Raw genomic sequence first — 24,222 nt, 5'->3', positions numbered from 1 at the left:
TTCCTGATCAGTGACCGGCGTTGTCGCCAGAAAAGTCAGGCTTCTCCAGACCGGACAGCTCAAGCTGGCGCGTCAGCGCGGCTTTGAGATTGTCCAGACCGGCTTCGCTCTTGCCTTCACAACGCGCGACCAGAACAGCCTGCGTGTTGGACGCACGGAGCAGCCACCAACCGTCCGGCGTGTTCACGCGCACGCCGTCGATCTCGGACACGTCCGCGCCGTCCTTGCGGAGACGCTCGGCCACTTCCTCGATCACCTTGAACTTGCGCAGATCGTCGCAGTCAAAGCGGATTTCCGGGGTGGAGATCGTCTGCGGCAGAGCCTCGCGGAACGCGGACAGCGGCTCCTTCATACGGGCGACGATGCCCAGCACGCGGATGGCGGCGTAGATCGCATCGTCAAAGCCGTACCACTTGTCGGCGAAGAAGATGTGACCGGACATCTCACCTGCCAGCGGAGACTTTGTCTCGGCCATCTTCGACTTGATGAGGGAATGACCCGTGCGCCACATCAGCGGCTCGCCTCCGGCCTTCTTCACTTCGTCGAACAGAACCTGAGAAGCCTTCACATCGGCGATGATCGTGCCGCCCGGATGGTTCTTCAGAACGTCGCGCGCCAGCAGAACGAGGATCTGGTCACCCCAGAGGATGCCGCCCTTGTCGTCCACAAGCCCGATACGGTCTGCGTCGCCGTCGAAGGCGATGCCGAGGTCGGCCTTGTTCTCTTTGACCGAAGCGATGATCTGCTCGAGATTCTTCGCAACCGTCGGGTCCGGATGGTGAGCCGGGAACGTGCCGTCGACTTCGCCGTTCAGGATGATGTGCTCACCCGGAAGCTTGTCGAGCAGGGCCGGAAGAATGTCGCCAGCCACGCTGTTGCCGTTGTCCCAGACAACCTTCAGCTTGCGGTCACCGCCGTCATAATCCTTCAGAAGGCGTTCGATATACTCTTTCTTGATATCGATGGTTTTCACCGTGCCCTTTGTTTCGGGAACGACGTCGCCTTCGCGGGACAGATGGCCGAGATGCTTGATCTGCTCGCCGAAGAACGGCTTGTTGGCCAGCATCATCTTGAAGCCGTTGTAGTTGGCCGGATTATGGCTGCCCGTGACCATGATCGCGCCGTCCGCCTTCAGTGTGGCGGATGCGAAATACAGCATCGGGGTCGGACCACGGCCAATGCGGATCACGTCAGCACCGGAAGCAACGGCGCCGTTGACCAGCGCCTCTTCCAGGGATGGCGAGGATATGCGGCCGTCAAAGCCGATCACCACCGTCTTGCCGCCGTTCTTCAGAACGATGCTGGCGAAGGTGCGGCCGATGGCGAAAGCATCCTCGACATGCAGCGTCTTGCCGACGATGCCGCGGATGTCATATTCGCGCAGGCTTGTCTGTTCGAAAGTGTGCTTGAAGCTCATATCAGACGGCTCCCGTATATTTTTTCAGGAACGTCTTCACATCCGGCGCCAGTTCAGGACGCTCAAGAGCAAAGGCGATCTGGGCTTCAAGGAAGCCGATCTTGTTGCCACAGTCGAATCGGGTGCCTTCGTAGCGCAGACCATGGAACGGCGTCTTGCCGAGGGTCTTGGCCATGGCGTCGGTCAGCTGCACTTCACCGCCAGCACCTTTTTCAAGGAGAGACAGGAACGGCATGATTTCCGGCGTCAGCACATAACGACCGATGATGGAGAGATTCGATGGCGCATCTTCCGGCTTCGGCTTTTCGACCAGACCGGTGATCTCGACCAGCTTACCGTCATCCTTCCCTGGTTTCAGGATGCCGTAACGATTGGTGTGTTCGTGGGGAACTTCTTCCACGGCAACCACACTGCCGCCTGTCGCGTAATACGCATCGGCGAGCTGCTTCATGCAGGCGACTTTTCCCTGCACGACATCATCCGGAAGGAGAATGGCAAACGGGTCATCGCCAATGAAGCTGCGGGCGCACCAGATGGCGTGGCCAAGGCCCAGAGGCTCCTGCTGGCGAACGGCGATCAGTGAGCCGGCTTCGATGCTGCTTTGCTCAAGAGCTTTCAGGGCATCGAGCTTGTTGCGCTCACGAAGCGTATGCTCGAGCTCAAAAGCGACATCGAAATAATCGATGAGAGAATCTTTGCCGCGACCCGTGATGAGGCAAATTTCTTCGATACCTGCCGCCCGCGCCTCGTCGATCGCGTACTGGATCAACGGCTTGTCCACGACAGGCAGCATCTCTTTCGGCATGGCTTTGGTGGCGGGAAGGAATCTTGTTCCAAGTCCGGCAACCGGAAGAACTGCTTTACGTAAAGGCTTGATCACGAAGTAGTACCTTTATCCATGCTACGGAACAGGGCACACGAGCAGACCTCCCGCGCCCAGATGGTGGAGACAGTAAATCGGTCTCGCCAGTCTGTTCTAGTGCAGAAGTCTGTTAAAAACGCGGCAAAAGGAAAATATTTACAAAAAATAAAGACAGACCACCCTCGCATTCTCTGCAGGGTGGTTTGATTTGCATCACTGTCTTTTTTTTGAAAAGTAAAACCCTGAGTTTCAGGGTAACTTTGGTGCGGCCGAGAAGACTCGAACTTCCACAGGGTTTCCCCCACAAGCACCTCAAGCTTGCGCGTCTACCATTCCGCCACGGCCGCCCGTGACAACCAGTCTCATTTGAGTGATACCGGTTGAAGTTGGAGGGGCGTATAACTGATGCCTGAGAATGCTGCAATGTCTGAATGTACGATTCGTGACAAAGAACCTGATTTAATTGCCGATACGGCCGTTCCGCGCGGGGAGGTCCCGGAAAAATTCCGGACCGACGGCGGCATCGTATGGGAAAGATCGACGGAGTTCGTCCCCTATCCGGTGGCTCTTTCCCGCATGGAAAACACTGTCCGGGAGATTCGCGCCGACGGAGCATCGGAACGAATCTGGCTGCTTGAGCATCCTCCCCTGTTCACGGCGGGCACGTCCGCCAAGGAAGCTGATCTTTTCAACCCACGGGGATATCCCACCTACCCCGCCGGACGCGGTGGTCAGTGGACCTATCATGGCCCCGGACAACGGGTCGCCTATCTGATGATGGATCTGTCCCGCCCCCATGGTCCCGTGCCTGAGCGTGATCTGCGGGCCTACGTCTCGTTTCTGGAGCAGTGGATCATTACAACACTTGCCCGTCTTGGCGTTCAGGGTGAGCGGCGCGAGGGACGTGTGGGCGTCTGGGTCGTCGATCCCCGGACCGGCACGGAAGCCAAGATAGCGGCTCTCGGTGTCAGGGTGACCCGCTGGGTCAGCTGGCACGGGATTTCGATCAACGTCGATCCCGACCTGTCCGCATTCGACGGCATCGTTCCCTGCGGGATCAGGGAGTTCGGCGTCACCAGCCTGAGGAAGCTCGGCGTTACGGCCACCATGGAGCAGGTTGACGCCATTCTGGTGGAGGAATGGGACCGGCTTATCGCGGGCTGATGTCTGGTGTTCAGGCCTGCTGCGCGACGTCTTCCCTGCGGGTTTCCTTCATGAGGAAAACAATCAGCAGCAGACAGACGCCTCCGGATGCCGACAGCAGAAGAAACGCATATCGGAGCGAATGATCGGCGACCGCACCGGCGAGGGTCGTGCTGAAGCTGGCGCCCAGCCCCATGGCAAGCCCGAGCAGCCCCATGCAGAGGTTGAAATGTCCTGTACGACGGGTCAGGTCCGCCGCCACAAGAGGCAGCATGACCCCGAAGGACGCCGAACTGATGCCGTCGAGCATCTGAAAAGGCACGACAAGCCAGGGGTTGGATGTGCAGCTCAACAGGATGCCGCGCAGAGGGAGCGCCATGAACGTCAGAAGCATTACGGGCCTGCGCCCGATGGTCTCCGCCCAGCGTCCGATCCACGGCGACAGGACTGCGCCCAGAAGCTGTGGTGCGAGAATACAGGCCGCAATGATGATTTCCGCCGAATGACCAGCATCTTTCGTGATCTGTCCCGCCGCCAGCGGCAACATGGCGGCGTTGGCCAGATGAAAGAACACGACGCATAGCGCGAAAGCGAACAGGCCCGGCTCCCTTAAAAGAGTGAGATAGGATTTAACCTTTGCCTGTTTTGGACTTTCACCCTCGGCCAACCCCGAAGCGCTGCGGTCGAGCGGCGTCCCAATCGGCTCGATCAGGCGAAGGGCCAGCAGGCCGGGAGCCGCCATCATGGCGCCCAGAAAGAACGTCGCTCGCGCGGAAATGAAATAACCGGCGGCACCCATCAGACCTGCCGACAAGGCGTTCCCCACAGCAGCAAAGCTGGCGTTACGACCGAAGCGGATACCCAGCGCGCCCTGAGCCTTATGCGGGGCACGGGCGATCGCCACGGCAACGACTCCCAGTGTCAGCGCGCTGATGGCCGGATTGAGGGTACAGCTTGCCAGACCATGCAGGATCTCGGCGATGGCCACTGGCAGACGTTCCGGCATGATCGCCATGATGAGGCACGACGCGATAATGGCGACGATGGACAATTCAGCGACAAGCCGTTTGTTCCGCAGAGCGTCCACGAGTGCGCCAGCGGGCACCTGACTGGCCATCGCCGTGACGGACCCGATCGTCAGGGCAATACCGATTTCCCCCTGTGTCCAGTGCTGTTCCGTGAGATACACGGAGACGAACGGCCCAAAGGCAGCCTGAAGATTGGCGACGAAAAAGCTGACCCCATCCAGCCCCATCGTGCTGTTTGGTTTAAGCTTTTTCATGATGTCAGCCTGCCTTCAGTCACAGGCGTTCTGATGCAGCGGTCACGGCAGACGAGAGTGCATGTGCCCGCCACGCGTTCACTCGCCAGCAGAAGGTGCAGACGGCGATGGATCAGGAGAGGCGGAAGTTTTCACTGAGATTGTCTCAGCCGATGAAGGCGAGGACGTGTCAGCCGGTTGTCCTGAGGCAAGCAGACGCGGACCTGTGAGGACGGATGCATTTCCATCCCCTCGTTTATATTCAGGGGCAGAGCGGATAACTGCCGCGGAAACCTGCATGATGACCGGAGCCTGCGGGTTGGTGTGGCTGACCTGAATCAGATCCGAGGCAACGGCGACACGGCGATTGCCTACACCCAGAAATCCACCAATATCGATCACCACAGCCTGCATCTCTCCGTCAGCATCGATCAGAACGTCAACGATATGGCCAAGGTTGCCGCCGGTGACTGCTTCCACATCCCGGTCAATCAGACTGCCGAGTTGTTCATTCGTTATGACGGCCGGGCTGATCACAGGCTGAGCGTCGCCTGCAACAGACTTCCCGGAAGCGACTTCACGGATAGCCAGATCGGGATTGTCGCCGGTTGCTGTATCGCGATTCACTGAAATTGAGTGGGCGGCCTGAGTCTGAGCCTCCGCTGGTGGGCTGGCCACCTGCGACTGGGCCGAGGCTCCTGATGAAAACATGATCAGAGGGACCATGGCGACACAGCCCAGACTGGCTCTGAGCAATGCGGCCGGTATTCGTGAAACGTGTGAACTGACACCATCCATCGCATCGTTCTCCAGTCTGTTCATTTCAGGAGCCCGTTCATTTTGAAAGATGGCCGGAAAAACCTGCCCTGAGACATGATCGCCCTCTCGCCCCAACCGGTCAAATCGTACGACACATCCCGAAGTGCAACAGAATGCAACATGGCCTGCACAGGCGGCTCCTGTTGTTTTATAAGCGGTTTCATGGAGCAGACTCCCCATATACTGATCATTGATGATGACCGCGAAATTCGCGATCTTCTCTCAAAATTCCTTGAGCGCAATCAGATGCGTGTCACCAGCGTTCGTGATGGACGCGAGGCAAGACGTGTCTGGGGACAGGGGCATTATCATCTGATCGTTCTCGATCTGATGCTGCCCGGCGAGTCGGGGCTGGACCTCGCCCGCTGGTTCCGCAGTCAGGCCAACGTGCCGATCATCATGCTGACAGCAATGAATGAGGAAACGGACCGTATCATCGGTCTGGAACTGGGCGCGGATGATTATGTCACCAAGCCGTTCAATCCCCGGGAGCTTCTGGCCCGCATCCGCGCCGTCCTGCGCCGCGTGAGCGAAAGTCAGGAACAGGGCTCGACCGAAGCGCGCGAAATCCTTTTTGCAGGCTGGAGGCTGGAACTCGCCCGTCGTCGTCTGCTGAATCCTGATGGCGCGGAAGTCTCCCTCACAGGTGGTGAATACGACCTCCTTCTGGCCCTTCTGGAGCGGCCTAATCGCGTCCTCACACGCGATATGCTGCTCGACCTCCTGCGCGGCAGGCAGGCCGGTCCTTTTGACCGGGCGATCGATGTCGCCGTCAGCCGCCTGCGTCGCAAGCTGGAAGATGACGGACGCAACGCGCAGCTTATCAAGACGGTGCGTGGAGGCGGTTACGTGCTCGCCGCCGATGTCGAACGCCGCTGACATGGTGGATCAGTCAGCGTTGCGGCTGCTGTGAACCGACTCTTCCCCCAGAATTGGTACGTCCGGTTTCTGCCGCGCTCCCTTGCGGCACGGATGAGCCTGCTTCTGACCGTTGGCTTCGTGGGACTGGCCATCATGGGGCTCGCGGTGGAGACCATGGACAGGATCACCTTCCATGAACGTTTCGTCGCGCATCAGGATCTGCTTCGCACCCTGATGATCTATCGTTCGGTCGCGGAAGATCCTCCGGGCGAACGGGATCAGGAATTACAGGAACTCGACCCGCCTTCCAGCTTCTCTGTCCGGCTTGCCAATGAGCCTGACAAGGACATGGTCCGGCAGGAAGGCTGGATGGAGTTCCAGAAGCTGTTTTTTGTTCCGGAAGGTTTCAGGAACAGCCCTCTCGATGACATGGCCGGTCCGGGCGGCCCTCATCCGGGTCCGTTTCCCCTGCCGTTTCACTCTTTGCGGAATGACTCTCCGCCGGCCTTTTTCGGAGGAGGCTCTCCGGATCTGTGTCATGATCTTCCTCATTCGGAGCCCGGTGGAGACTTCACGGGTAGCGCACCGCATGGTCCCGACGCGCAATGTCTCGGACCGTCACCTGAGCAGCATCGTCTGAAAGATCTGCTGTTTCCCTTCCCGCCCACGAGAGTGGCATGGCTGCCGGATCACAGGAAACGCTATCGCGGTCTGGCCTTTCTGCTGCCCAATGATACGCGCTGGCTGGTCATCCGCTATCGCCTGCCTGCGCCCAACCCGTTCAATTCCGCGACCTTTCCGCTGGCGCTGGGGCTGATGACAGTCGGCAGCGGTCTGCTGATCGTCTGGGGAGTGAGGCGTCTGCTTCTGCCTGTCCGCACCTTATCCGCCGCAGCCGCAGCCTTCGCGCCCGATGCCGCTTCACCTCCGCTATCCGAGCAGGGACCGCTCGAAGTGGCTCAGGCCGCCGCAGCCTTCAATGCCATGGCGTCCCGTATCCGACGGTTCATTTCGGAAAGAACCCGCATTCTTTCTGCGATCGGTCATGATCTCCGGACCCCCATCACCCGGATGAAGCTAAGGGCCGAGTTCATTGAAGACGATGAGATGAGGGAAAAGTTCCTTCACGATATCAATGAATTGATGAGCCTTGTTGAAGCAACACTTGAATTCAGCAAGGACAGTTCGGCCAGTGAGCCCCTGACCACGCTGGACCTGCATGCGCTTCTGCAAACGGTTGTCGACGACGTTGCTGAAAGCCGACCGTTAGATGGAGACCGGATCATTCTGGCCGATTTCAACGGAACGGTCATGACAAAAGGCCGCCCGATGGGGCTGAAACGTGCCTTCACCAATCTGATCAACAACGCCGTCAATTATGGCGGCAACGCGATGGTGATCATCCATCCGCCCCATAATGGTCGGGTGACAGTGACGGTTGAGGATGACGGTCCCGGTTTGCCGGAAGACGATCTGGAGCGGATGTTCGAAGCGTTCGTGCGAGGCGAGGAAAGCCGCAACAGGGAAACCGGAGGAACGGGGCTGGGGCTGGCCATCACCCGGACGATCATCCGCGGTCAGGGTGGCGACGTCGTGCTGCACAACCGTGAGCCGAACGGGCTTCAGGCCGTGGTCACGCTCGTCGCCTGAATCTCAGCCTTCCGTTTTCTCGCCCGCAGTCCAGACCGGATCAGGCAGTTTTCCGATAAAAGCTGCGTGTGCGGCAAGCGTCTCCGCATCAGGCTGAACCAGAACCGGCGTTCTGGTGCCCGGCCCCGCATAGCGTGCGACCGGTGACTCATTGCCATCCGTGCCACCCAGACCCAGCCCATGCTGCCGCCCACCCATGAGCTCCACATAGACTTCGGCCAGCAATTTGCAGTCGAGCAGCGCGTTATGCGTCGTGCGTTCCGACAGGTCGATGCCGTAACGACGACACAGCGCATCGAGGCTGTTGGGCATGCCGGGGAAACGCTCGCGGGCGAGTTCCAGCGTATCGACCTTGCGCGACGGGTCGAGAGGCGGTTTGCCCACGCGCTCCATCTCGGCATTGATGAATCCGAAATCGAAGCTGGCGTTATGCGCAATCAGTTCGTCATCGCCAATGAACGCCAGAAAGTCATCGGCTATAGCGGCAAATTTCGGCTTGCCTTCCAGATCCTCAAGCTTGAGACCGTGCACACGGGACGCTTCTTCCGGAATATCGCGCTCCGGGTGGATCAGGACATGAAACGTCTTGCCGGTCGGAAGATCGCCCAGCAATTCCAGCGCTGCGATTTCAATCACACGGTCGCCTTTTGTCGCCTCAAGCCCCGTAGTTTCCGTATCGAACAGAACCGAGCGTTTCATGCGCGCATTTCCCTGATCAGTGCCCTCACCTCGCGCCTTGTATCAGCCATCGACAGTCCTGTGCGAATCACCACGTCCGCACGACGGCGTTTTTCGTGGTCCGGCATCTGGCGAGCGATCATTCTCTGAGCCTCCGCCGGTGTCATGCCCCGTCTGCGGGCAATCCGGGCGATCTGTGTGCGACGCGGCGCTGAAACGACCACGACCCTGTCACACCGTCTGTCTCCGCCAGTCTCAAACAGCAGAGGGACATCAATGACAACCCAGTCAGTTCCCTTGTGACGACATCGTCTGAGAAACCGATCACGAGCGGCGAACACCAGAGGATGAATGATTTTCTCAAGCTGTTTGATCAGATCAGGATGCGCCATCACGGCTTTTCTGAGTTCCTGTCGATCCAGCGAAAACTCGCCGCGCGCATTTTTCACCAGCGCAGCCGGAATCAGTTTTCCAATCAGCAGAACAGCGTCGCCTCCCGGCCCCTGCAGACGATGCACTGTGGCGTCCGAATCAAAAACCGGGAAACCGGCCCGGCTGAGCATACGGGCCACTGTCGTCTTGCCCATGCCGATCCCGCCGGTAAGCCCCAAGACCTTCATGGAGATTCAGCGCCTGCTCAGAGCCGCGCGAATATACGCGACCGTGGCCTCATCGACCTCCGTGTCCGCGCCGAACCATGCCTTGAAGCCGGGACGCGCCTGATGCAGCAGCATCCCCAGTCCGCCCGATGTCGTCAGCCCCAGCTCCCGGGCAGCCTTGAGAAAGGGCGTTTCCTGCGGGACATACACGATGTCCGAGGCGACCAGATGCCGGGACGCCTTGCTGAGATTCGGAGCCCAGTCAGGAGCAGGACCGCCCTGCATCCCCAGAGAGGTCGTGTTCACGAGAAGCGCCATGTCGCCCAGTTGCTCTTCCCACTCATCCCACGCGATGGTGGAAAGCCAGGGCGCATCACCTTCCGGAAAATTGCGCCGCCATGCCGCATCAAGCTCCTTCGCAAGCCCGTCTGCACGCTCGGCAGTCCGGTTGGAGAAAATGACCTGGAACCCTTTCTCCAGCAGGCTTGTCGCGATGGAACGCGCAGCCCCGCCTGCTCCAAGCAGTAGCGCTGGTCCCCGGCTGGCCAATGCGGACACATCAATCCCATCCGCTTCAAGGTTCGCAACATAGCCAAACCCATCCGTGGACGAACCGTGGATGGAGCCATCCTCACGAAACACCAGCGTGTTGACTGACCCCGCGATGCGGGCCATCGGGTCCACCTCGTCCGCGATGGCGAAGGCGGCCTCTTTATGGGGAATGGTGACGTTCGCCCCTCTGAAGCCAGCAGCCTGCAAACCTTTTACGGCAATGACAAAAGCGTCCGGTGCAACCGACAGAGGCACGTAGGCCCCGTCAATCCCATGCCGGGCAAGCCAGTAATTGTGCAGCACGGGCGACAGGGAATGCGTCACCGGATACCCGATCACACCAGCCAGTTTCGCTTTGCCGGTAATGCGGAACTCACTCATCACTCAGCTTCCGTGGCGGGGTGGCTGCCATACTGCTCATGATAGCGCTTTATGGCTTCAGGCAGAATGCGGGCGAGCCGTTCGGCCCATTCCTTCTGGCCGGTTTCAGCCGTGATCAGATCCTGCCGGATTTCGATCTCGACATGAGGAATCCTGCGACGTTCCCCATGCACAGGAACCGTGTAATCGCTGGTATCCGTCAGTTCGTAAGGCTCGTTGTCTCCAACGGTCAGCCCTTCCTCGCTCAGACAGTCGATGATGATCCGTCCGAAACGCGGGTCATGATTATGCAGCACGCCGCAGTGCCATGGTCGTCTGAAACTCTGCATTTCCGGTGTGAAACTGTGCAGGGCGATGAGAAAAGTCTCGATCCCTTCTTTTTCACGTCGATCCAGTTCTTCACCGATACGGGTCTGATAGGGATCAAAGATGGCCTGTGTGCGAAGAGCCGCTTCCTTCGCGCTCACATCCTGATTGGCTGGCACCGGTGTTCCGTCACTAACAGTCACGATGGCGGTCTGGTGGCCCGGCGCGCGATTGCAGTCGATCACAAGACGGGAATAACTCTGTTCGATCAGCAGGGCGCCGGTCAGATCGGCCAGTGTCCGCCCTACCCCGTCAATGCCGATATCCCAGCCGATATGCCTGGCCCGCTCCGCTTCAGGCACACCCAGATCTCCCAGAGCCGACGGAATGGCCTGTCCCGCATGGTCGCTGACAAGCAGCAGAGGAGACCGGGGATCGGTCCCGCCATGCACGACAACGGGTGATGGATCTTCCGGCGTCAGGAATGACGAGGCGGAAAGCTGGGCGTGTTTATCGGTCATCGGTCATCCATGCTCGCATTGAGACGGTTGGTTGCCCGGACTCACACAAGCCATGCCTTTCTTCAAGGGCAGACAGTATTTTCTTCAGAGAACTGTAGCACCCGAAGATCGTTACAGACTAGCATCGTGACATCTGTTGCGAAAAACGCCACTGTCGCATTTGTTGCGCACCCGAAAAGGAAAGAGAATTCATGGAAATCAGAGCCGGTTACGACATTTCCATAGACTTTCCAGCGCCAACACCTTTGGTTCTGATGCTGGACATTCGGCCGGAGCGGGAAAATGATCTGCTGACACCCCAGCGGGCCTCGATCGACCCCTTTGTTCCGGTACAGCGTTACATTGATGGGTTCGGCAATCGCTGCACTCGCCTTCTGGCGCCCGCAGGACGGTTCCGCACCTGGGTTGATTTTACGATTTACGACAGCGGCCTGCCCGAAAAACAGGGGTGGGGCGCGATCCAGACGCCTGTGGAGTACCTGCCGTCCGACCTGCTCGTCTTCCTGATGGGCAGCCGCTACTGCGAGACAGATGTGCTGTCCGAATTCGCGTGGTCCATGTTCGGGCATATTGCTCCCGGCTGGGGACGCGTGCAGGCTATCGTCGATTATGTGCACAATCACATCAAATTCAGTTACGCCAATGCCCGCAGCACCCGGACGGCGTGGGAAGGATGGAGTGAAGGCACCGGCGTCTGTCGTGATTTCGCACATCTGGCGGTCACACTCTGCCGCTGCATGAACATTCCCGCCCGCTACTGCACAGGCTATCTGGGCGATATCGGTGTGCCGCTCCTGCCTGATCCGATGGATTTTTCGGCGTGGTTCGAAGTCTGGATGGACGGCTGCTGGTACACGCAGGATGCGCGACACAATGAGCCGCGTATCGGTCGGATTGTCATTGCACGAGGGCGGGACGCCGCCGATGTGGCGATCTCCACATCGTTTGGTCCCCACATGCTGTCATCATTCAACGTGACGACGCTGGAAGTCGGCTAGCCCGGCTTCTGACAGAGGATCAACGCCCTCTGACGTTGCTGTGCAGCGGACGTTGAGCCTGTTCGTTACTGAGCGGTATAACCGCCATCGATGACCAGTTCGCTACCCGTCATGAACTTGGATTCATCGGATGCAAGATACAGAATGCCGTAAGCGATGTCGTCCGGCTCGCCAAGATGGCCGAGCGGATGCAGATCAACCAGTTTCTGTCTGGCTTCCGCTTCCTCGTTGGTGAGGCCCGCCACCATCGGCGTCCAGATGTAACCGGGATGCACCGAGTTTACGCGGATCGCATAGCCGGACTTGGCGCAGTGCAGAGCGGATGATTTGGTGAACAACCGCACACCGCCCTTGCTGGCGTTATAGGCGGCGAGTGTCGGATCGCCGACCAGACCTTCAATCGAGGACAGGTTGACGATCGACCCGCCCTTGCCGTGCCTGCGCATGCCTTCAATGGCGTATTTCGTGCCAAGAAACACACCGTCGAGGTTGATCGAAATCACACGCTGCCAATGCGCAAGATCGGTGCTCTCCACGGTCCCCGTGTAAGCGATGCCCGCATTGTTGACCGCAATATCCAGCTTTCCGAATTTTGCGATCGTTGCGTCGATCGCCGCTTTCCAGTCAGCTTCCTTGCTGACGTCTAGCTTGACGAACAGCGCCTTGCCGCCTGCCGCCTCGATTTCTGCAACGGCTTTCTGACCGTCTTCCTCTTTCAGATCACCGATAACAACGGACGCACCTTCCTTGGCCAGAAGCATGGCGGTCGCCTTGCCGATGCCCGAAGCCGCACCACTGATAATCGCTACTTTTCCCGCTACGCGTGCCATTTGCGTTCTCCCCTGAACAGCAGATGCCTGACCTGCGGAGGAAACAAACACGCATCACGGCAGCCCGCTCCATGATTTTCGTCAATTTCACGATATTAAACTTTTGTATTTATTGCCTGTTCAACATGAAAACGCAGCATTTTCAGTGGAATTGCGGCCTTACCCCCGTTTCGCTACAAACCATATCATGAGCAAAAACACCGGCCTGATTGCCGATAAACTCAGGTCTGAGCGGGTCGGTCCGGTCACCTTTCATGTCGCACATAACGAATGCCTGGCCATCACCGGCGCTTCGGGCAGCGGTAAATCCCTGCTGCTACGTCTGGTCGCGGACCTTGATCCCCATACCGGCACGCTCATTCTGGATGGCGAAAACTCCCTGAGCATGTCCGGCCATGTCTGGCGGCAGCGCGTCGCCTACTTTCCGGCGGAACCGGGATGGTGGAGCGAGAGCGTCAGTGATCACATTGCGGACACTCTGAAGGCCCGCACGCTCATTGAGGCGGTCGGCCTTCCTGAACGCATGCTGGCCGCTGAAATTCGCGGCCTCTCAACCGGCGAGCGACAGAGGCTGGCGCTTGTAAGAGGGCTTTTGCATCATCCGCAGGTGCTGCTTCTGGATGAACCGACTTCAGCTCTTGATCCTCAATCCACTTCATTGATCGAAGACCTGATCATGCACCAGAAAAATGAAGGCCGGATCATTGTTCTGGTGTCGCATAACGCTGCTCAGGTTGAACGTCTGGCCGACCGGCGCGCCATCCTGCGGGACGGTCGGCTGGAAGAGGTAGCCTGACGCATGTCCCCTGCCCTTATCACGCCCTTTGATCTTGGCATTGCGGCCTGCCTCATTCTCGCCTGCGCGCTTGCCTCGCAGATACTGGCTCTGAAAACCGGTCGGTCCATCGTCATCGCCGCCCTGCGCATGTCGGTGCAGTTGCTGCTGATCGGGAATGTGCTGCTCTTTGTGTTCGGACAGACATCGCTGTTCCTGACATTCGCCGTCCTCGCCGTGATCCTGTGCGCCGGAACCTTCGAGGCTGGAAATCGTCAGACCTCACGCATGACGCCACGCTGGCATTACGGCATTGCGGGCGCTTCGATCCTTTTTGGCGCAGCATTGGCGACGTCGATGGGCTTCCTTACCAGCCTGCGCCCTCACCCGCTGTTCGCCGCGCGTGCGACCATTCCCATGGCCGGGCTGATTATCGGCAACGTGATGAACGCCACCAGTCTCACCCTGAACAGCCTGTTGAGCGCAGTGACGCGGGACCGCTCAGCCATCGAAGCCCGCATTCTGCTCGGCGCGACACGCCTGAAAGCGCTGGAAGACCCCATCCGCAAGGCGCTGCGCACGGCGCTGATTCCGACACTGAACCAGATGTCGGCCGCCGGACTGGTCACGCTTCCCGGCATCATGACCGGACAGCTGCTTGCCGGAATGAGCCCCGTCGCTGCCTCCCGCTATCAGATTGTGCTGATGAGCCTTGTCATTTTCGGCAACCTCGCCGGAGCCACTCTGGCGGCAGTGCTGACGTGCCTGCATCTGACGGATGAGCGCGGGCGGTTGAGGTTGGAGAGGATTCGGTGACTGGTTTCGCCTACATGTTGGACATTTGACTCGGAAAATCCGCCTCCTGACAGCAGCCACCACTCTCTGGAAACATCAGCCGTCTGTCGATCGGGTTAATTCCTCCCAATCTGCAATTTCTTTTTCCAGACGGGAGATCCGTTCACGAACCAGACGCAGAGCATCGCTGCCCAGAAGCAGTTGCGGTGGAGGCGCGTCCGAAGCAACAAGCTCAAGCACTGCGGCGGCGAGTTTTGCCGGGTCGCCCAATTGTTTACCGTCCTTCTCATGTCGGGCAGCCCGGATCGGATCGAACAGAGTATTATAGTCCTCAATCGAGCGCTCGGTCCTCACCATCGAGCGCCCGGCCCAGTCTGTGCGGAATGATCCGGGGCACAGCGCCGTGACATGAACTCCAAAGGGCGCCATTTCTGCTCGCATAACGTCCGAAATGCCCTGCAAAGCGAATTTGCTGCCACAGTAATACGCGATACCCGGCATGGTGATCAGACCACCCATCGATGTCACGTTCACGATAAACCCGTTACGCCGTTCGCGAAAACGCGGCAGGAAGGCTTTGGCGATTGCAACAGCTCCGAAGACATTGACGTCGAACTGGCGGCGCATTTCCTCGAGAGGAGACTCCTCGAGCACGCCTTCATGTCCATAGCCGGCATTGTTGATGAGCACGTCGACCGGACCGTGGTCTTCTTCTGCCTGTGCGACAATGGCGGGAATGCGATCGAACTCGGTGACGTCACACAGGACTGCGCAGACATCCGGCAGTCGCTCCAGCAATGACGCTTTTGCGGTTTGCGACCGGACTGTACCAATCACCTGATGACCCGCTTCAAGGGCGGCTTGGGCGATGGCCAACCCGACCCCTGAATTAGCACCTGTGATGAAAAAAGTCTGCTTCGGCATGGCCCTGCTCTGTCTGATTGCATTCATGCCTTGATCAATAATACTGAACTGGTGCGTTATCTATTGCGGTTCCTCTGATATTCTTGCCTGATCCTATGATTCCTCGCTCTACATCCTCTCCGCTCCTTGCGCTAGCCGCCGAACTCGCACCGCGAACTGGCTACAACGCCACGCTTTTGCCAGGTATCCGCATCCTGCGTTCCGAGACCACCCTTGAAGATGTACCCGTCCTTTATCGCCCCGGTGCAGTCTTTGTATTGCAAGGGACAAAACAGGGTTTCCTTAATAGCGAGGTCTACCGCTATGACGCCGACCACTACCTTGCGGTTTCGGTTCCTGTGCCTTTTCGAATGGCGTCGCAGGCCAGTCCCGAGCAACCTCTGCTCGCCATTTACTTTGATTTTGACCTGCATCTGGCTGCTGAAATCGTGACAGCACTGGAGGGACAGGTCGGTCATGACAAGAGAGCGCGGGCAAAAAGTCTGGTTTCAAGTCGGATGGTGCCTTCCATTACGGATGTGCTCCAGCGTCTGCTTCATGCTCTCCATCATCCGCAGGAACTCGCCATTCTTGGCCCGGGGCTACTCCGCGAATTGCATTATCGTGTTCTGGTCGGTCCGCAGAGTGACGCACTGATGGCAGCGCTGCGCGGCAACAGCACGACAGACAGGATCGTGCACAGCCTGACACTGATCCGCGAACGCTATAATGAAGGATTGTCTGTACCAGAGCTTGCGGCAGCGGCCGGTATGAGCGTTTCCTCCTATCACACCGATTTTAAGTCCCTCACAGGAACAACCCCGATCCAGTACATTAAGGCTTTGCGGTTACACGAAGCCAGACTGATGGTGGCACGGCGGAAGGGTTCGATGGCCATGATTGCTGCCGAGGTCGGCTATGCCAGCCCCGCCCAGTTCAGCCGGGACTTCAAGCGCCATTTCCATCGCAGCCCGACTGAAGAAGCCAAATGGATGCGGAGGCATCTGGGAGAACCGGTTTAGATTTGAAGTAAAAATCTTGCCCTTGAGGCTGTCTAGCTATTTGATGAATTTTAGCGGATCCACCTATCGTTTTCTCCTATTTAGCCGCGTGTCTGTTCAGTGGTACAGAAGCAGACACGCGGAAGTCGCCTTCATGTCGGACATAGGGCGCCTCTCCGTGCATCTCGATAGCGGACATCTGTCGCCACTGATCACGCCAAATCGAACAGAGGCATTGCGCAAAAATCCCATTCCACTAGAAGCTCGCCGCTATGCTTTGACGCCAAGTTCCCCACGGAGCGCCTCAAGGGCACGCCGTGATTTGAACTCCGCCGCATATCGCACGTCCGTCCTCTCTGAGGTAGGATTGTATCTTACTCACCTGTCCGTAAAACAAGACTCTCCTCTGTATTCTTCAACTTCGCCAAATCAGAGTTCCCAATAGGTCATGGCTAGACAACCGCCATTTGGTTGCGCTCGGTGAGAAGGACTTCAGCCACCTCCGAGAAAATTTTCTGGGGCATGTTCCCACGAAGCCACTTTTCGGCTTCGAACGCAACGAGTTCGGCTCGGTGGCGCGTTTCACAACGATAAATGCCGTGATCGGGAAGCCGACTCTGGACCGAGGGTAGAACGAGACAAGCGGATGCGAACAGCGCGACTTCAATCGCGAGGTCGCTTTTCTCCGCGGCAAGCTGAGGGGCTGCGAGAAACGAAAACAGGAACTGGCCGACAGACATCGGAGCATCAGCCTGAGCCTGAGCCTGAGCCTGAGCCTGAGCCTTGTAGGTATCTGCTAACTCCGCGGGGACTGCAAGCTCCGCAAGAAGCCCGACCGGATCGTCTTCCCGCTGGCTGAAATACTGACCAAACCAACGCCAAGAATCGGGCTCAAAAAATCCGTGCAAAACCTCGGACCATAGGTCGGCGTCGCCCCCCCCGGTCGCCAGAAATGCGAGGATTAACGAAGGGATAATCTTTGAAGTGTCGACACTCTCGGGAAGAGGCCAATACGGCTCGAAAGGTTTCAGGTGATCAAATTGTTGGGTGAGCCAATTTTTTATCACCGTGTTACCTTCCGCAGCCGCATAAGCTTCCTCCGCCAATCCCGCGGATGCAATTGCTTGGAAGAGCCGTAGCAATCTTGATCTCTGTCTTGTCGAACTTTCGAAGTCGCCGTTTGGCTGAAAGACAGCGATCTGCTCGAGCGCCAATGCGAGCGCACCGCGACCAAGGCGCCGTTTTGCGAAGGTGCCGCTTCCTTTTGGCTCAGTATCGATAAACCCGACCGGCTCGGCCGCGCCGCGAGGTATATTGACCTCCAGTGCCTTGAACTGCTTGACGATCCCACGCAGATCAATGAGCGGATCCTCGCCCGTGAGGTCCGCCGGACCCTCGGTTGGTCCTGGTGGTGGCTCCGGGGTGACGCCTGGCTCCGGTCCTCCGCCAGCACCTCCCCCACGGCGTAGATAGGATCTCCTCACGAACTCCATGACGTCGTCTAGCTGGTTAAACGGAAGCTCACCATTTTCGTCGAACAAACCTGCTTGGAACTGGTAGCGCGTCGCGGAAAAGGCGATGCTGCGGCTTACTTGGACAGGGGCGAAAGCAGGCGGCTCCAAGAAGTATGTTACCTCCGCGGCGTCAAGATCCATCACATCTTGCAAACCATTCTTACGATAACTTGCGAAAGCACGGCCCGATCGGGGATCCAGCGCGTCTATATACCACTTTTCGGTCGGGTTCATGGTCAGGGCCTCGTTCGCGATGTGGTCGACACGACCCGGACGGGCACGCCGTAATGAACCAATGAACTCTCAGCCTGGCGTCGTTGGTTGCGCCATTTGAGAGAGGCCGCGTCCGGTATGGGGCCGGAGCGAAGCCGTTCATCGATCCGGCCGTCCTGAGCAACACTCGCGGCAGAAAGCCTCGCCTCTTTAATGTCCTTAACAGAGAAGGATCCGACCCGCAGCACTTCGATATAATCCTCATCATCAAGCAAGCCGTCGGAGACCTGGCCCGTCGTCAGGCGCCTTTGGCTTTGACGATACGCAAAAATCTTGATGGCTGCGATGTCGGACAGGTCCTTACCCCAGTGGCCCGACATATTCCGAGCTTCCCGTTGCAGTTCAGCGTCTGTCTTCGTCATGGCCGATTTCGGTGCACGGACGAGGTCGTAGGAATTGCTTTCCAGGATCACCGACCCTGCCAGATTCTCAGCGGATTGCAGCACAAGGCAAATGTCACCATAGAAGCGAATGCCGGTGCCGTTCAACTCTGCCGCGACAAAGTAGATATCTTCCGCCTGTTGCCTAACAAGTGCCGCCAAGGCTTGGTCGACCCGTTTACGGGTTCTTGAGACGGCTTCCGGATTTTTGCCGAGCCGGACGAGGTCATAAGCGTTAAGATAGGCGTGCGAGCCGCCATGGCAAAAGCCGGGAACATGTTCAGAAGAGATATTCACCACACACATCGCCCGGGAAGCATTCTTGGAAATCGTATCGACGTTTGCCTTTGGCATGCCCACCGGCATCCCTGGAATCGCATTAAGCTCGGCGACCCGTTGGCTTCGGCGTGCGCACCAAGTGGAGTGTTCTAAAACCTCTATTTTCTTTCTTGAGCTGAAACTGTAAGCATTTAAAGTAGCAATGAAGGCTTTTATTCCCCCCCAAGTTATCGCCATGCCTCGTCCCCTCTACTTAAAAACCTTGACCACCGAAACATTGTCGGTTGTCGATTTGGTTTCCTTTGCCTCAGCCAATTTCACATTTGTACGATTGACGAATACGAATGCAGCCAAGACGCTGATACCGACGATCAACCCCAGCATCTGGGCGATATGCGCCACCCGACGTCCGCGCGTGATCCATTTACGATAAGCTTTCCCACAGCAATAGTCGCGATGATAGTCGCGATAGCTGATGTAGAATTTTTCCCAGCCGTAGAGATTTAAGAGGCCGCCGATTGTTGATATAGCGAGCGCAATCCAACTGCAGGCGAGAATCATTGGATAATCGATGCGCATCAAGGCAGGTGGGAATGAAGTTGTAAACGCGAATAGCGCCGCCGAGAGCGCCAGCATCGTCTTGCTCAACTCTAGCCTGTAGTTGTTCGCAAGGGTAATATTGGTGTGAACGATTTCGGTCGAAGGACGCTGGGACGGCGTGTCTCCTTCGTCTGTTGGTTCGCGGTCGCCTTGCCTTCGTTGATCCCCGCTTGGCATCTATGTTTCCTTCAGCTCGATCGGACCTGATCGGTGAGATCTCCGATTCAATTACTTCATACACATAATCTGTATGACGAAGCAGAGAATAGCTGCAATCGAATATTGGCGTCATCATAGACTGAACCGCACAGGGGGCCGTTGAGATCCGCTTTTGAAAACATGCATCGCGAAGCGGACAGGCCGCCTTCCCCCCCCTTATCAGACGATAGCAGAACCAATATGCCTCACTAAATTTTGCTCGGAAAATGAGTTTTCTACTTTATTCATTGAACGTAATTACCCACACCACGACAGTCTTCACTGATGCAACGAACCCCACGCCGTCACGTCCTGCTACTGCTGCTTCTCGTCATCGCAACCGGCATAATCTTGCGAAAAGCCCCGCTTGGTCTTCCCTATTTCATCACAAAATGGGGCGGCTCATGGTTATGGGGCGCTATGATCTGGTGCATCGTCACACTTCTGTCTCGACAGAGACATCCTCTCCGCACAGCCGCTATCGCAACAGTCGTCGCTTTTGCTACCGAATGTCTCAAGCTGCTTCACACGCCTGTGCTCGATAGTTTCCGTTCAGGCTCTTTCGGTGGCTTTCTGCTAGGCCACCACTTCGCCTTCATTGATCTCGGGCTCTACGCGTTTGCAATCGCTACAATGACTTTCCTGAGCCTGAGATGGGATGCAACAGGAAAATAGCGGCAAACAGACAGCTTCCCTCTTTCAAAAATCCTGCGCCCTTTTAAGGCTTTTGCCACCTCCTCCACCCATGATAGCGTCTGAGCCACTCAGCACTGTCAGGGAAACAGAATCATGCAGCCACAACAGGCGCTTTCTCTGAAAGAAAAGGCGGCCTATGGCTGTGGTGACGTATCATCCAACATGATGTGGGGCATGACCTCATCCTATCTGATGTATTATTACACGGATATTTACGGCCTCCCCCTTGTCGCTGTCTCGTGGATCCTGCTGGTCGCCCGTATTGTCGATGCGTTCTGTGACCCGGCCATCGGTTACTTTGTGGACCGTATGGGCGGACGGATTGTGCCGCGTCTGATCCAGAGGCTCGCAATTCCTTTCGGCATAACCGGCTTTTTCTGCTTTCTGGCCCTGCCGCTTTCTCCTGTTGGTAAAATCCTGTGGGCGGGGCTGACCTATATCGTGTTCGGGGCGATCTATTCCTGCATCAACACGCCCTATGGCGCGCTGGCTGTCATGATCAGCCGTTCTGAAACTGACCGAACCAGCCTTAATGCGTTCCGCATGATGGGGTGTCAGGCTGGATCGCTGTTTGTAGCGCTTGCAACCATTCCAGCCATTAGCTGGCTTGGTGGAGGCACAAGCCCGGCACAGCATCGTTATGGAATGGCGGTCTATGTACTGATCCTGTCGGTGCTGGGAAGCGCATTATGGTTCTGTGTGGCGCGAGGCTGCACTGTCCGGCATCCTCCCGCACCTGTTCGACAGAACCTCGTGGTCACACTGTGTCATCTCTGCAAGAACCGTGCCTGGGTTCTGAGCAATCTTCTCGCGTTCTTTTATTTTGTGGGACAAGCGGCGCTTTTCGGATTTGCCCTGTATTACGCCCGCGCCATTCTTGGTGGTTCGGAGCAGACGGGCGCGAATATCATCACCGGCATCACCATTCTGCTGTTTGCGGGCGTGCCGGCCTGTGTTCCGCTCGCCAAACGTCTGGGGGCTGTGCGTGCAGGGATTGTGTGTCTCGTCACCCAGATTGTCGCCTATCTCGTAATGGCTCTGGCGGGCGCGTCGATGACGGGATTTGTCCTCTCCGCGGCCCTTCTGGCTCTGGCGCAAGGGACAATGTCGCCGCTGTATTATACTCTGCTGGCCGAAGCCGTTGATGATGGCGATCATCTCACCTCAACAGGCTCTGCGGGACTGGCGTATTCGATCAACACATGGGTCACCAAACTGGCAATGGGCATAACCGGATTTGTGCTGGCGCAGTTTCTGTCATGGGGTCATTACGTAGCGGATGGAGCCACGCAGCCCCGCGAACTGTTATCGTGGATAACTGCCGGGTTTATCTGGCTGCCGGTCGGGGCTGTGTGTTTTCAGATTGTCTGTCTTCTGGCGTGGCGCAGGAAAGGGGCAGACGGTTCACCAGCGTAAGGTTCGCGCAGGATCTCTTGCCAGCATCTTCTGTTTTTCGCTGCGCATCGACATCAGGTCAGATCATGCAGGACTTCGCCGAGCAGAACCGTCAGCCGCCAGTCCAAAAACTTCACCCATGACCGATCTCTTGCAATTGAGACGGATTATCATTAACAAAGCACCCCTTCCCGGGTCGATGCGCCCGCAGGAGCCGTTTTCCGCACATCAGGACGCTTCATCCCATGGCTGCAAAGTCCGCATCCCGTCTGCTATCCATCCTGCTCGCCTCATGCAGTTTTATTCCGGTCAGTCTGGCGGCGGAGCCTGACACGAAAAAGCAGCCCGAAAAAGCAGCCCCGGCCAGTGTGAAGCCCACTGTTCAGTCAGACAAAACCGAAAACATTGTCATCCGTGCGGCGCGACGCAATCGCATGGAAGTGACCAGCGGCGGTCAGCTCGGCGCGCTCGGGACGAAGAAAGGGCTGGATGTTCCCTTCAACATCCGCAGCTACAACTCCAGCCTGATCCTCAATCAGCAATCCCAGACACTTGGGCAGGTTCTGGAAAATGACCCTTCGGTCCGCACGACCATGGGCTATGGCAACTTCTCCGAAATGTTCGTCATTCGTGGTTTCCCCGTGAATGGCGACGACATTTCGATCAACGGACTTTATGGCGTCGTTCCCCGTCAGCTTGTTTCGCCTCAGCTTTATGATCAGGTTCAGGTGCTAAATGGCGCCAGTGCGTTTCTCAATGGCGCAGCGCCCAGCGGCTCATCCATTGGCGGCAACATCAACCTGATGTTCAAACACGCTGAAAAGACCGACCTCAACCGTGTGACAGGCGATTACACCAGCAATGGACAGGGTGGCGGCGCAGTCGATTTCAGTCGGCGTTTTGGTCAGGACAAGGCGTTCGGGTTCCGTCTGAACGCGGCGGGCATGGACGGTCAGACTTCCATCGACCATGAACGGCGGCACGATGCGGTTGTTGGCGGCACATTCGACTGGCATGACGACAAGACCCGCATTGATCTCAACATGGCCTACCAGAACCAGAATGTTCAGGATGGCCGTGGCGGTGTTTTTCTCGGTTCCGGTGTCACCACCGTTCCCCGTCCGGTGGCGCCGTCACACAATTTCGGTCAGCGCTGGACCTATGCTGATCTGAACTATCTGTTCGGCACGCTGAATATCGAGCATGACTTCGGAAAACATATTACCATTTATGGTGCTTTCGGGGCGCTCGGCAGCGATGAGAAGGGAAATTATTCCACTCTCACGGTAAACAATGCGGCAACCGGCGCCGCCACTGCTGGCTCCATGTACGTGCCATATCAGCAGAATAATGAAAGCACGCGAGCCGGCGTTCGGGCCCATGTCGATACGGGGCCGATTCATCATGAAATCAACGCGGGCGGTTCGGCTGTGTGGGAAGAAACCCGCACGGCCTATTCAATGTATTATAACAACGCCGCGCCGCTCAACAGCAACCTTTACAACACGCCTCAACTCGCGGCCCCTGAGCAGAATTTTTCGGGCGGCAATATCAAAGACCCTACCCGTTCAAACTGGACCAAACTGTATAGCCTGTATCTTTCCGACACGATGACGTTCTGGCATGACCGGATCGCCCTGACAGCCGGGTTCCGGTATCAGAATATCCTCGATAACAGCTACAATTATTCGACAAATGGCTCTCTTCAGGACGGATACAACAAGGGCGCGTTTACACCTGTTGTCGGCCTTGTCATTCATCCGACGCGTCAGACCGCGATTTACTTCAACCGGATTGAAGGTATCTCCAAAGGACCGGAAGCGACAGGTGCGAATGTCGTCAATCTGGGCCAGATCTTCGCGCCCTATCAGAGTGTTCAGTACGAAGTCGGCGCAAAATATGACATCGGGCGTTTCAATGTCGGGCTGGCATTTTACCAGATCTCCCAGCCGAATTCCTACACGGAGCCTTATGGCAACACCGGAGAGCTGATCTTCCGTCAGGATGGCTTGCAGCGGAACCGGGGCATGGAACTCACCGTCAATGGCGAGATCATCAAGGGGCTTCGCTTCAACGGCGGCCTGACGCTCATCGACGCCGACCTGAAACGCACCCAGGGCGGCGTCAACAATGGCCATACCGCAATCGGCATTCCCAACTACACCATCAACGGCAATCTTGAATATGACCTGCCGTTCCTGAAGGGCGCGACGGTTATCGGGCGCGTGGTCAATACCGGCAAGCAGATGGTCAATGTGGAGAACACGGCTCACCTGCCCGTCTGGACCCGCTTCGATCTCGCCGCGCGTTATACATTCGCCGCTTACGGAAAGCCGCTGACACTGCGCTTTGGCGTGGATAACCTCGCCAACACCCGCTTCTGGTCCTCTGCTTTCAACGGCTATCTGCTGGAAGGTCTGCCGAGAACCTTCAAGTTCTCCTTCACCACGGATCTCTGATTGTATCTGTGACAATCAGAGGGCCAGCAAGAAGAGTGAGCTACGCGCTTCCGGACCTCTGTTGCCACTAAGTCGT

23 protein-coding genes and 1 tRNA gene are annotated in these 24,222 nt (G+C 57.4%); 10 read left to right on the top strand and 14 right to left on the bottom strand.

Annotated features, from left to right (window positions below; genetic code table 11):
• Positions 1–7: 7 nt before the first annotated feature.
• The 3 genes from pgmG to GVI59_RS00830 all read right to left on the bottom strand — a co-directional run bounded on the left by pgmG (position 8) and on the right by GVI59_RS00830 (position 2,626).
• Positions 8–1,417 (bottom strand): phosphoglucomutase/phosphomannomutase PgmG, encoded by a 1,410-nt coding sequence (gene pgmG / locus GVI59_RS00840; protein WP_173572409.1) that lies wholly within the window; start codon positions 1,415–1,417, stop codon positions 8–10.
• Position 1,418: 1 nt separating this feature from the next.
• A complete protein-coding gene (gene galU / locus GVI59_RS00835) occupies positions 1,419–2,297 on the bottom strand; it encodes a UTP--glucose-1-phosphate uridylyltransferase GalU (protein WP_173572408.1) in 879 nt (292 codons plus the stop codon).
• 243 nt (positions 2,298–2,540) lie between these two features.
• Positions 2,541–2,626 (bottom strand) — tRNA-Leu (locus GVI59_RS00830).
• A 76-nt stretch (positions 2,627–2,702) separates the two neighbouring features.
• Here GVI59_RS00830 and lipB point away from each other — a divergent pair.
• On the top strand, positions 2,703–3,443 hold the full coding sequence (lipB, locus tag GVI59_RS00825) for a lipoyl(octanoyl) transferase LipB (RefSeq protein WP_194298962.1): 741 nt from the start codon (positions 2,703–2,705) through the stop codon (positions 3,441–3,443).
• Between the two features lie 10 nt (positions 3,444–3,453).
• Here lipB and GVI59_RS00820 read toward each other — a convergent pair whose 3' ends face one another.
• Positions 3,454–4,704 carry an MFS transporter gene (locus GVI59_RS00820; RefSeq protein ID WP_173572407.1) on the bottom strand — a complete coding sequence of 417 codons (1,251 nt, stop codon included), beginning with the start codon at positions 4,702–4,704 and terminating at the stop codon, positions 3,454–3,456.
• Between the two features lie 78 nt (positions 4,705–4,782).
• Positions 4,783–5,394 carry a PRC-barrel domain-containing protein gene (locus tag GVI59_RS00815; RefSeq protein WP_242012894.1) on the bottom strand — a complete coding sequence of 204 codons (612 nt, stop codon included), beginning with the start codon at positions 5,392–5,394 and terminating at the stop codon, positions 4,783–4,785.
• Between the two features lie 270 nt (positions 5,395–5,664).
• Between GVI59_RS00815 and GVI59_RS00810 the strand changes: the two genes are divergently transcribed.
• Together GVI59_RS00810 and GVI59_RS00805 are read left to right on the top strand one after the other, a co-directional pair.
• Positions 5,665–6,381: a response regulator gene (locus tag GVI59_RS00810; protein WP_173572406.1), complete on the top strand. Its 717-nt coding sequence runs from the start codon at positions 5,665–5,667 to the stop codon at positions 6,379–6,381.
• A 93-nt stretch (positions 6,382–6,474) separates the two neighbouring features.
• Complete coding sequence (locus GVI59_RS00805; RefSeq protein ID WP_242012856.1) at positions 6,475–8,013, top strand: sensor histidine kinase; 1,539 nt, start codon at positions 6,475–6,477, stop codon at positions 8,011–8,013.
• A 3-nt stretch (positions 8,014–8,016) separates the two neighbouring features.
• On the opposite strand, the gene dnaQ is transcribed toward GVI59_RS00805, so the two are convergent.
• From dnaQ to GVI59_RS00785, 4 genes are read right to left on the bottom strand one after another with little or no spacing between them, the layout of a single operon-like run.
• Complete coding sequence (gene dnaQ / locus GVI59_RS00800; protein ID WP_173572405.1) at positions 8,017–8,712, bottom strand: DNA polymerase III subunit epsilon; 696 nt, start codon at positions 8,710–8,712, stop codon at positions 8,017–8,019.
• A complete protein-coding gene (coaE, locus tag GVI59_RS00795; RefSeq protein ID WP_173572404.1) occupies positions 8,709–9,311 on the bottom strand; it encodes a dephospho-CoA kinase in 603 nt (200 codons plus the stop codon). Before coaE ends, dnaQ begins: the two co-directional genes overlap by 4 nt.
• A gap of 6 nt (positions 9,312–9,317) precedes the next feature.
• Complete coding sequence (locus GVI59_RS00790) at positions 9,318–10,223, bottom strand: shikimate dehydrogenase (RefSeq protein WP_173572403.1); 906 nt, start codon at positions 10,221–10,223, stop codon at positions 9,318–9,320.
• Complete coding sequence (locus GVI59_RS00785; RefSeq protein WP_173572402.1) at positions 10,223–11,050, bottom strand: N-formylglutamate amidohydrolase; 828 nt, start codon at positions 11,048–11,050, stop codon at positions 10,223–10,225. Before GVI59_RS00785 ends, GVI59_RS00790 begins: the two co-directional genes overlap by 1 nt.
• Before the next feature lie 191 nt (positions 11,051–11,241).
• On the opposite strand from GVI59_RS00785, the gene GVI59_RS00780 reads away from it, so the two are divergent.
• Positions 11,242–12,048: a transglutaminase-like domain-containing protein gene (locus GVI59_RS00780; RefSeq protein WP_173572401.1), complete on the top strand. Its 807-nt coding sequence runs from the start codon at positions 11,242–11,244 to the stop codon at positions 12,046–12,048.
• Between the two features lie 65 nt (positions 12,049–12,113).
• Here the strand turns inward: GVI59_RS00780 and GVI59_RS00775 are convergent, their stop codons facing one another.
• The gene (locus GVI59_RS00775) at positions 12,114–12,878 is read right to left on the bottom strand and encodes a glucose 1-dehydrogenase (RefSeq protein ID WP_173572400.1); all 765 of its coding nucleotides are present in this window, start codon (positions 12,876–12,878) and stop codon (positions 12,114–12,116) included.
• 187 nt (positions 12,879–13,065) lie between these two features.
• Here GVI59_RS00775 and GVI59_RS00770 point away from each other — a divergent pair, with 187 nt between their 5' ends.
• A complete protein-coding gene (locus tag GVI59_RS00770; protein WP_173572399.1) occupies positions 13,066–13,674 on the top strand; it encodes an ABC transporter ATP-binding protein in 609 nt (202 codons plus the stop codon).
• A gap of 3 nt (positions 13,675–13,677) precedes the next feature.
• Positions 13,678–14,469, top strand: a complete 792-nt coding sequence (locus GVI59_RS00765; protein ID WP_173572398.1) for an ABC transporter permease — start codon at positions 13,678–13,680, stop codon at positions 14,467–14,469.
• Between the two features lie 75 nt (positions 14,470–14,544).
• On the opposite strand, the gene GVI59_RS00760 is transcribed toward GVI59_RS00765, so the two are convergent.
• Entirely contained in the window at positions 14,545–15,372 is an 828-nt protein-coding gene (locus GVI59_RS00760) for an oxidoreductase (RefSeq protein WP_173572397.1), read from the bottom strand.
• 95 nt (positions 15,373–15,467) lie between these two features.
• On the opposite strand from GVI59_RS00760, the gene GVI59_RS00755 reads away from it, so the two are divergent.
• The gene (locus GVI59_RS00755; protein ID WP_173572396.1) at positions 15,468–16,373 is read left to right on the top strand and encodes an AraC family transcriptional regulator; all 906 of its coding nucleotides are present in this window, start codon (positions 15,468–15,470) and stop codon (positions 16,371–16,373) included.
• Positions 16,374–16,804: 431 nt separating this feature from the next.
• Here the strand turns inward: GVI59_RS00755 and GVI59_RS00750 are convergent, their stop codons facing one another.
• From GVI59_RS00750 to GVI59_RS00740, 3 genes are read right to left on the bottom strand one after another with little or no spacing between them, the layout of a single operon-like run.
• The gene (locus GVI59_RS00750; RefSeq protein WP_173572395.1) at positions 16,805–18,100 is read right to left on the bottom strand and encodes a hypothetical protein; all 1,296 of its coding nucleotides are present in this window, start codon (positions 18,098–18,100) and stop codon (positions 16,805–16,807) included.
• A gap of 2 nt (positions 18,101–18,102) precedes the next feature.
• Entirely contained in the window at positions 18,103–19,035 is a 933-nt protein-coding gene (locus GVI59_RS00745; RefSeq protein ID WP_173572394.1) for a hypothetical protein, read from the bottom strand.
• Positions 19,036–19,047: 12 nt separating this feature from the next.
• Positions 19,048–19,575, bottom strand: coding sequence for a hypothetical protein (locus tag GVI59_RS00740; protein WP_173572393.1), 528 nt, complete (start codon positions 19,573–19,575; stop codon positions 19,048–19,050).
• Between the two features lie 306 nt (positions 19,576–19,881).
• Between GVI59_RS00740 and GVI59_RS00735 the strand changes: the two genes are divergently transcribed.
• The 3 genes from GVI59_RS00735 (at position 19,882) to GVI59_RS00725 (ending at position 24,146) form a co-directional block, all read left to right on the top strand.
• Complete coding sequence (locus GVI59_RS00735) at positions 19,882–20,271, top strand: DUF2809 domain-containing protein (protein ID WP_242012855.1); 390 nt, start codon at positions 19,882–19,884, stop codon at positions 20,269–20,271.
• Positions 20,272–20,385: 114 nt separating this feature from the next.
• Entirely contained in the window at positions 20,386–21,708 is a 1,323-nt protein-coding gene (locus tag GVI59_RS00730) for an MFS transporter (RefSeq protein ID WP_173572392.1), read from the top strand.
• Positions 21,709–21,932: 224 nt separating this feature from the next.
• Complete coding sequence (locus GVI59_RS00725) at positions 21,933–24,146, top strand: TonB-dependent receptor (protein ID WP_173572391.1); 2,214 nt, start codon at positions 21,933–21,935, stop codon at positions 24,144–24,146.
• Positions 24,147–24,222 lie beyond the last annotated feature (76 nt).

This window comes from Acetobacter sicerae (genome assembly GCF_011516765.1).
In the GTDB taxonomy this organism is placed as follows: domain Bacteria; phylum Pseudomonadota; class Alphaproteobacteria; order Acetobacterales; family Acetobacteraceae; genus Acetobacter; species Acetobacter sicerae.
This window is presented reverse-complemented; position numbering and strand designations above follow the sequence as displayed.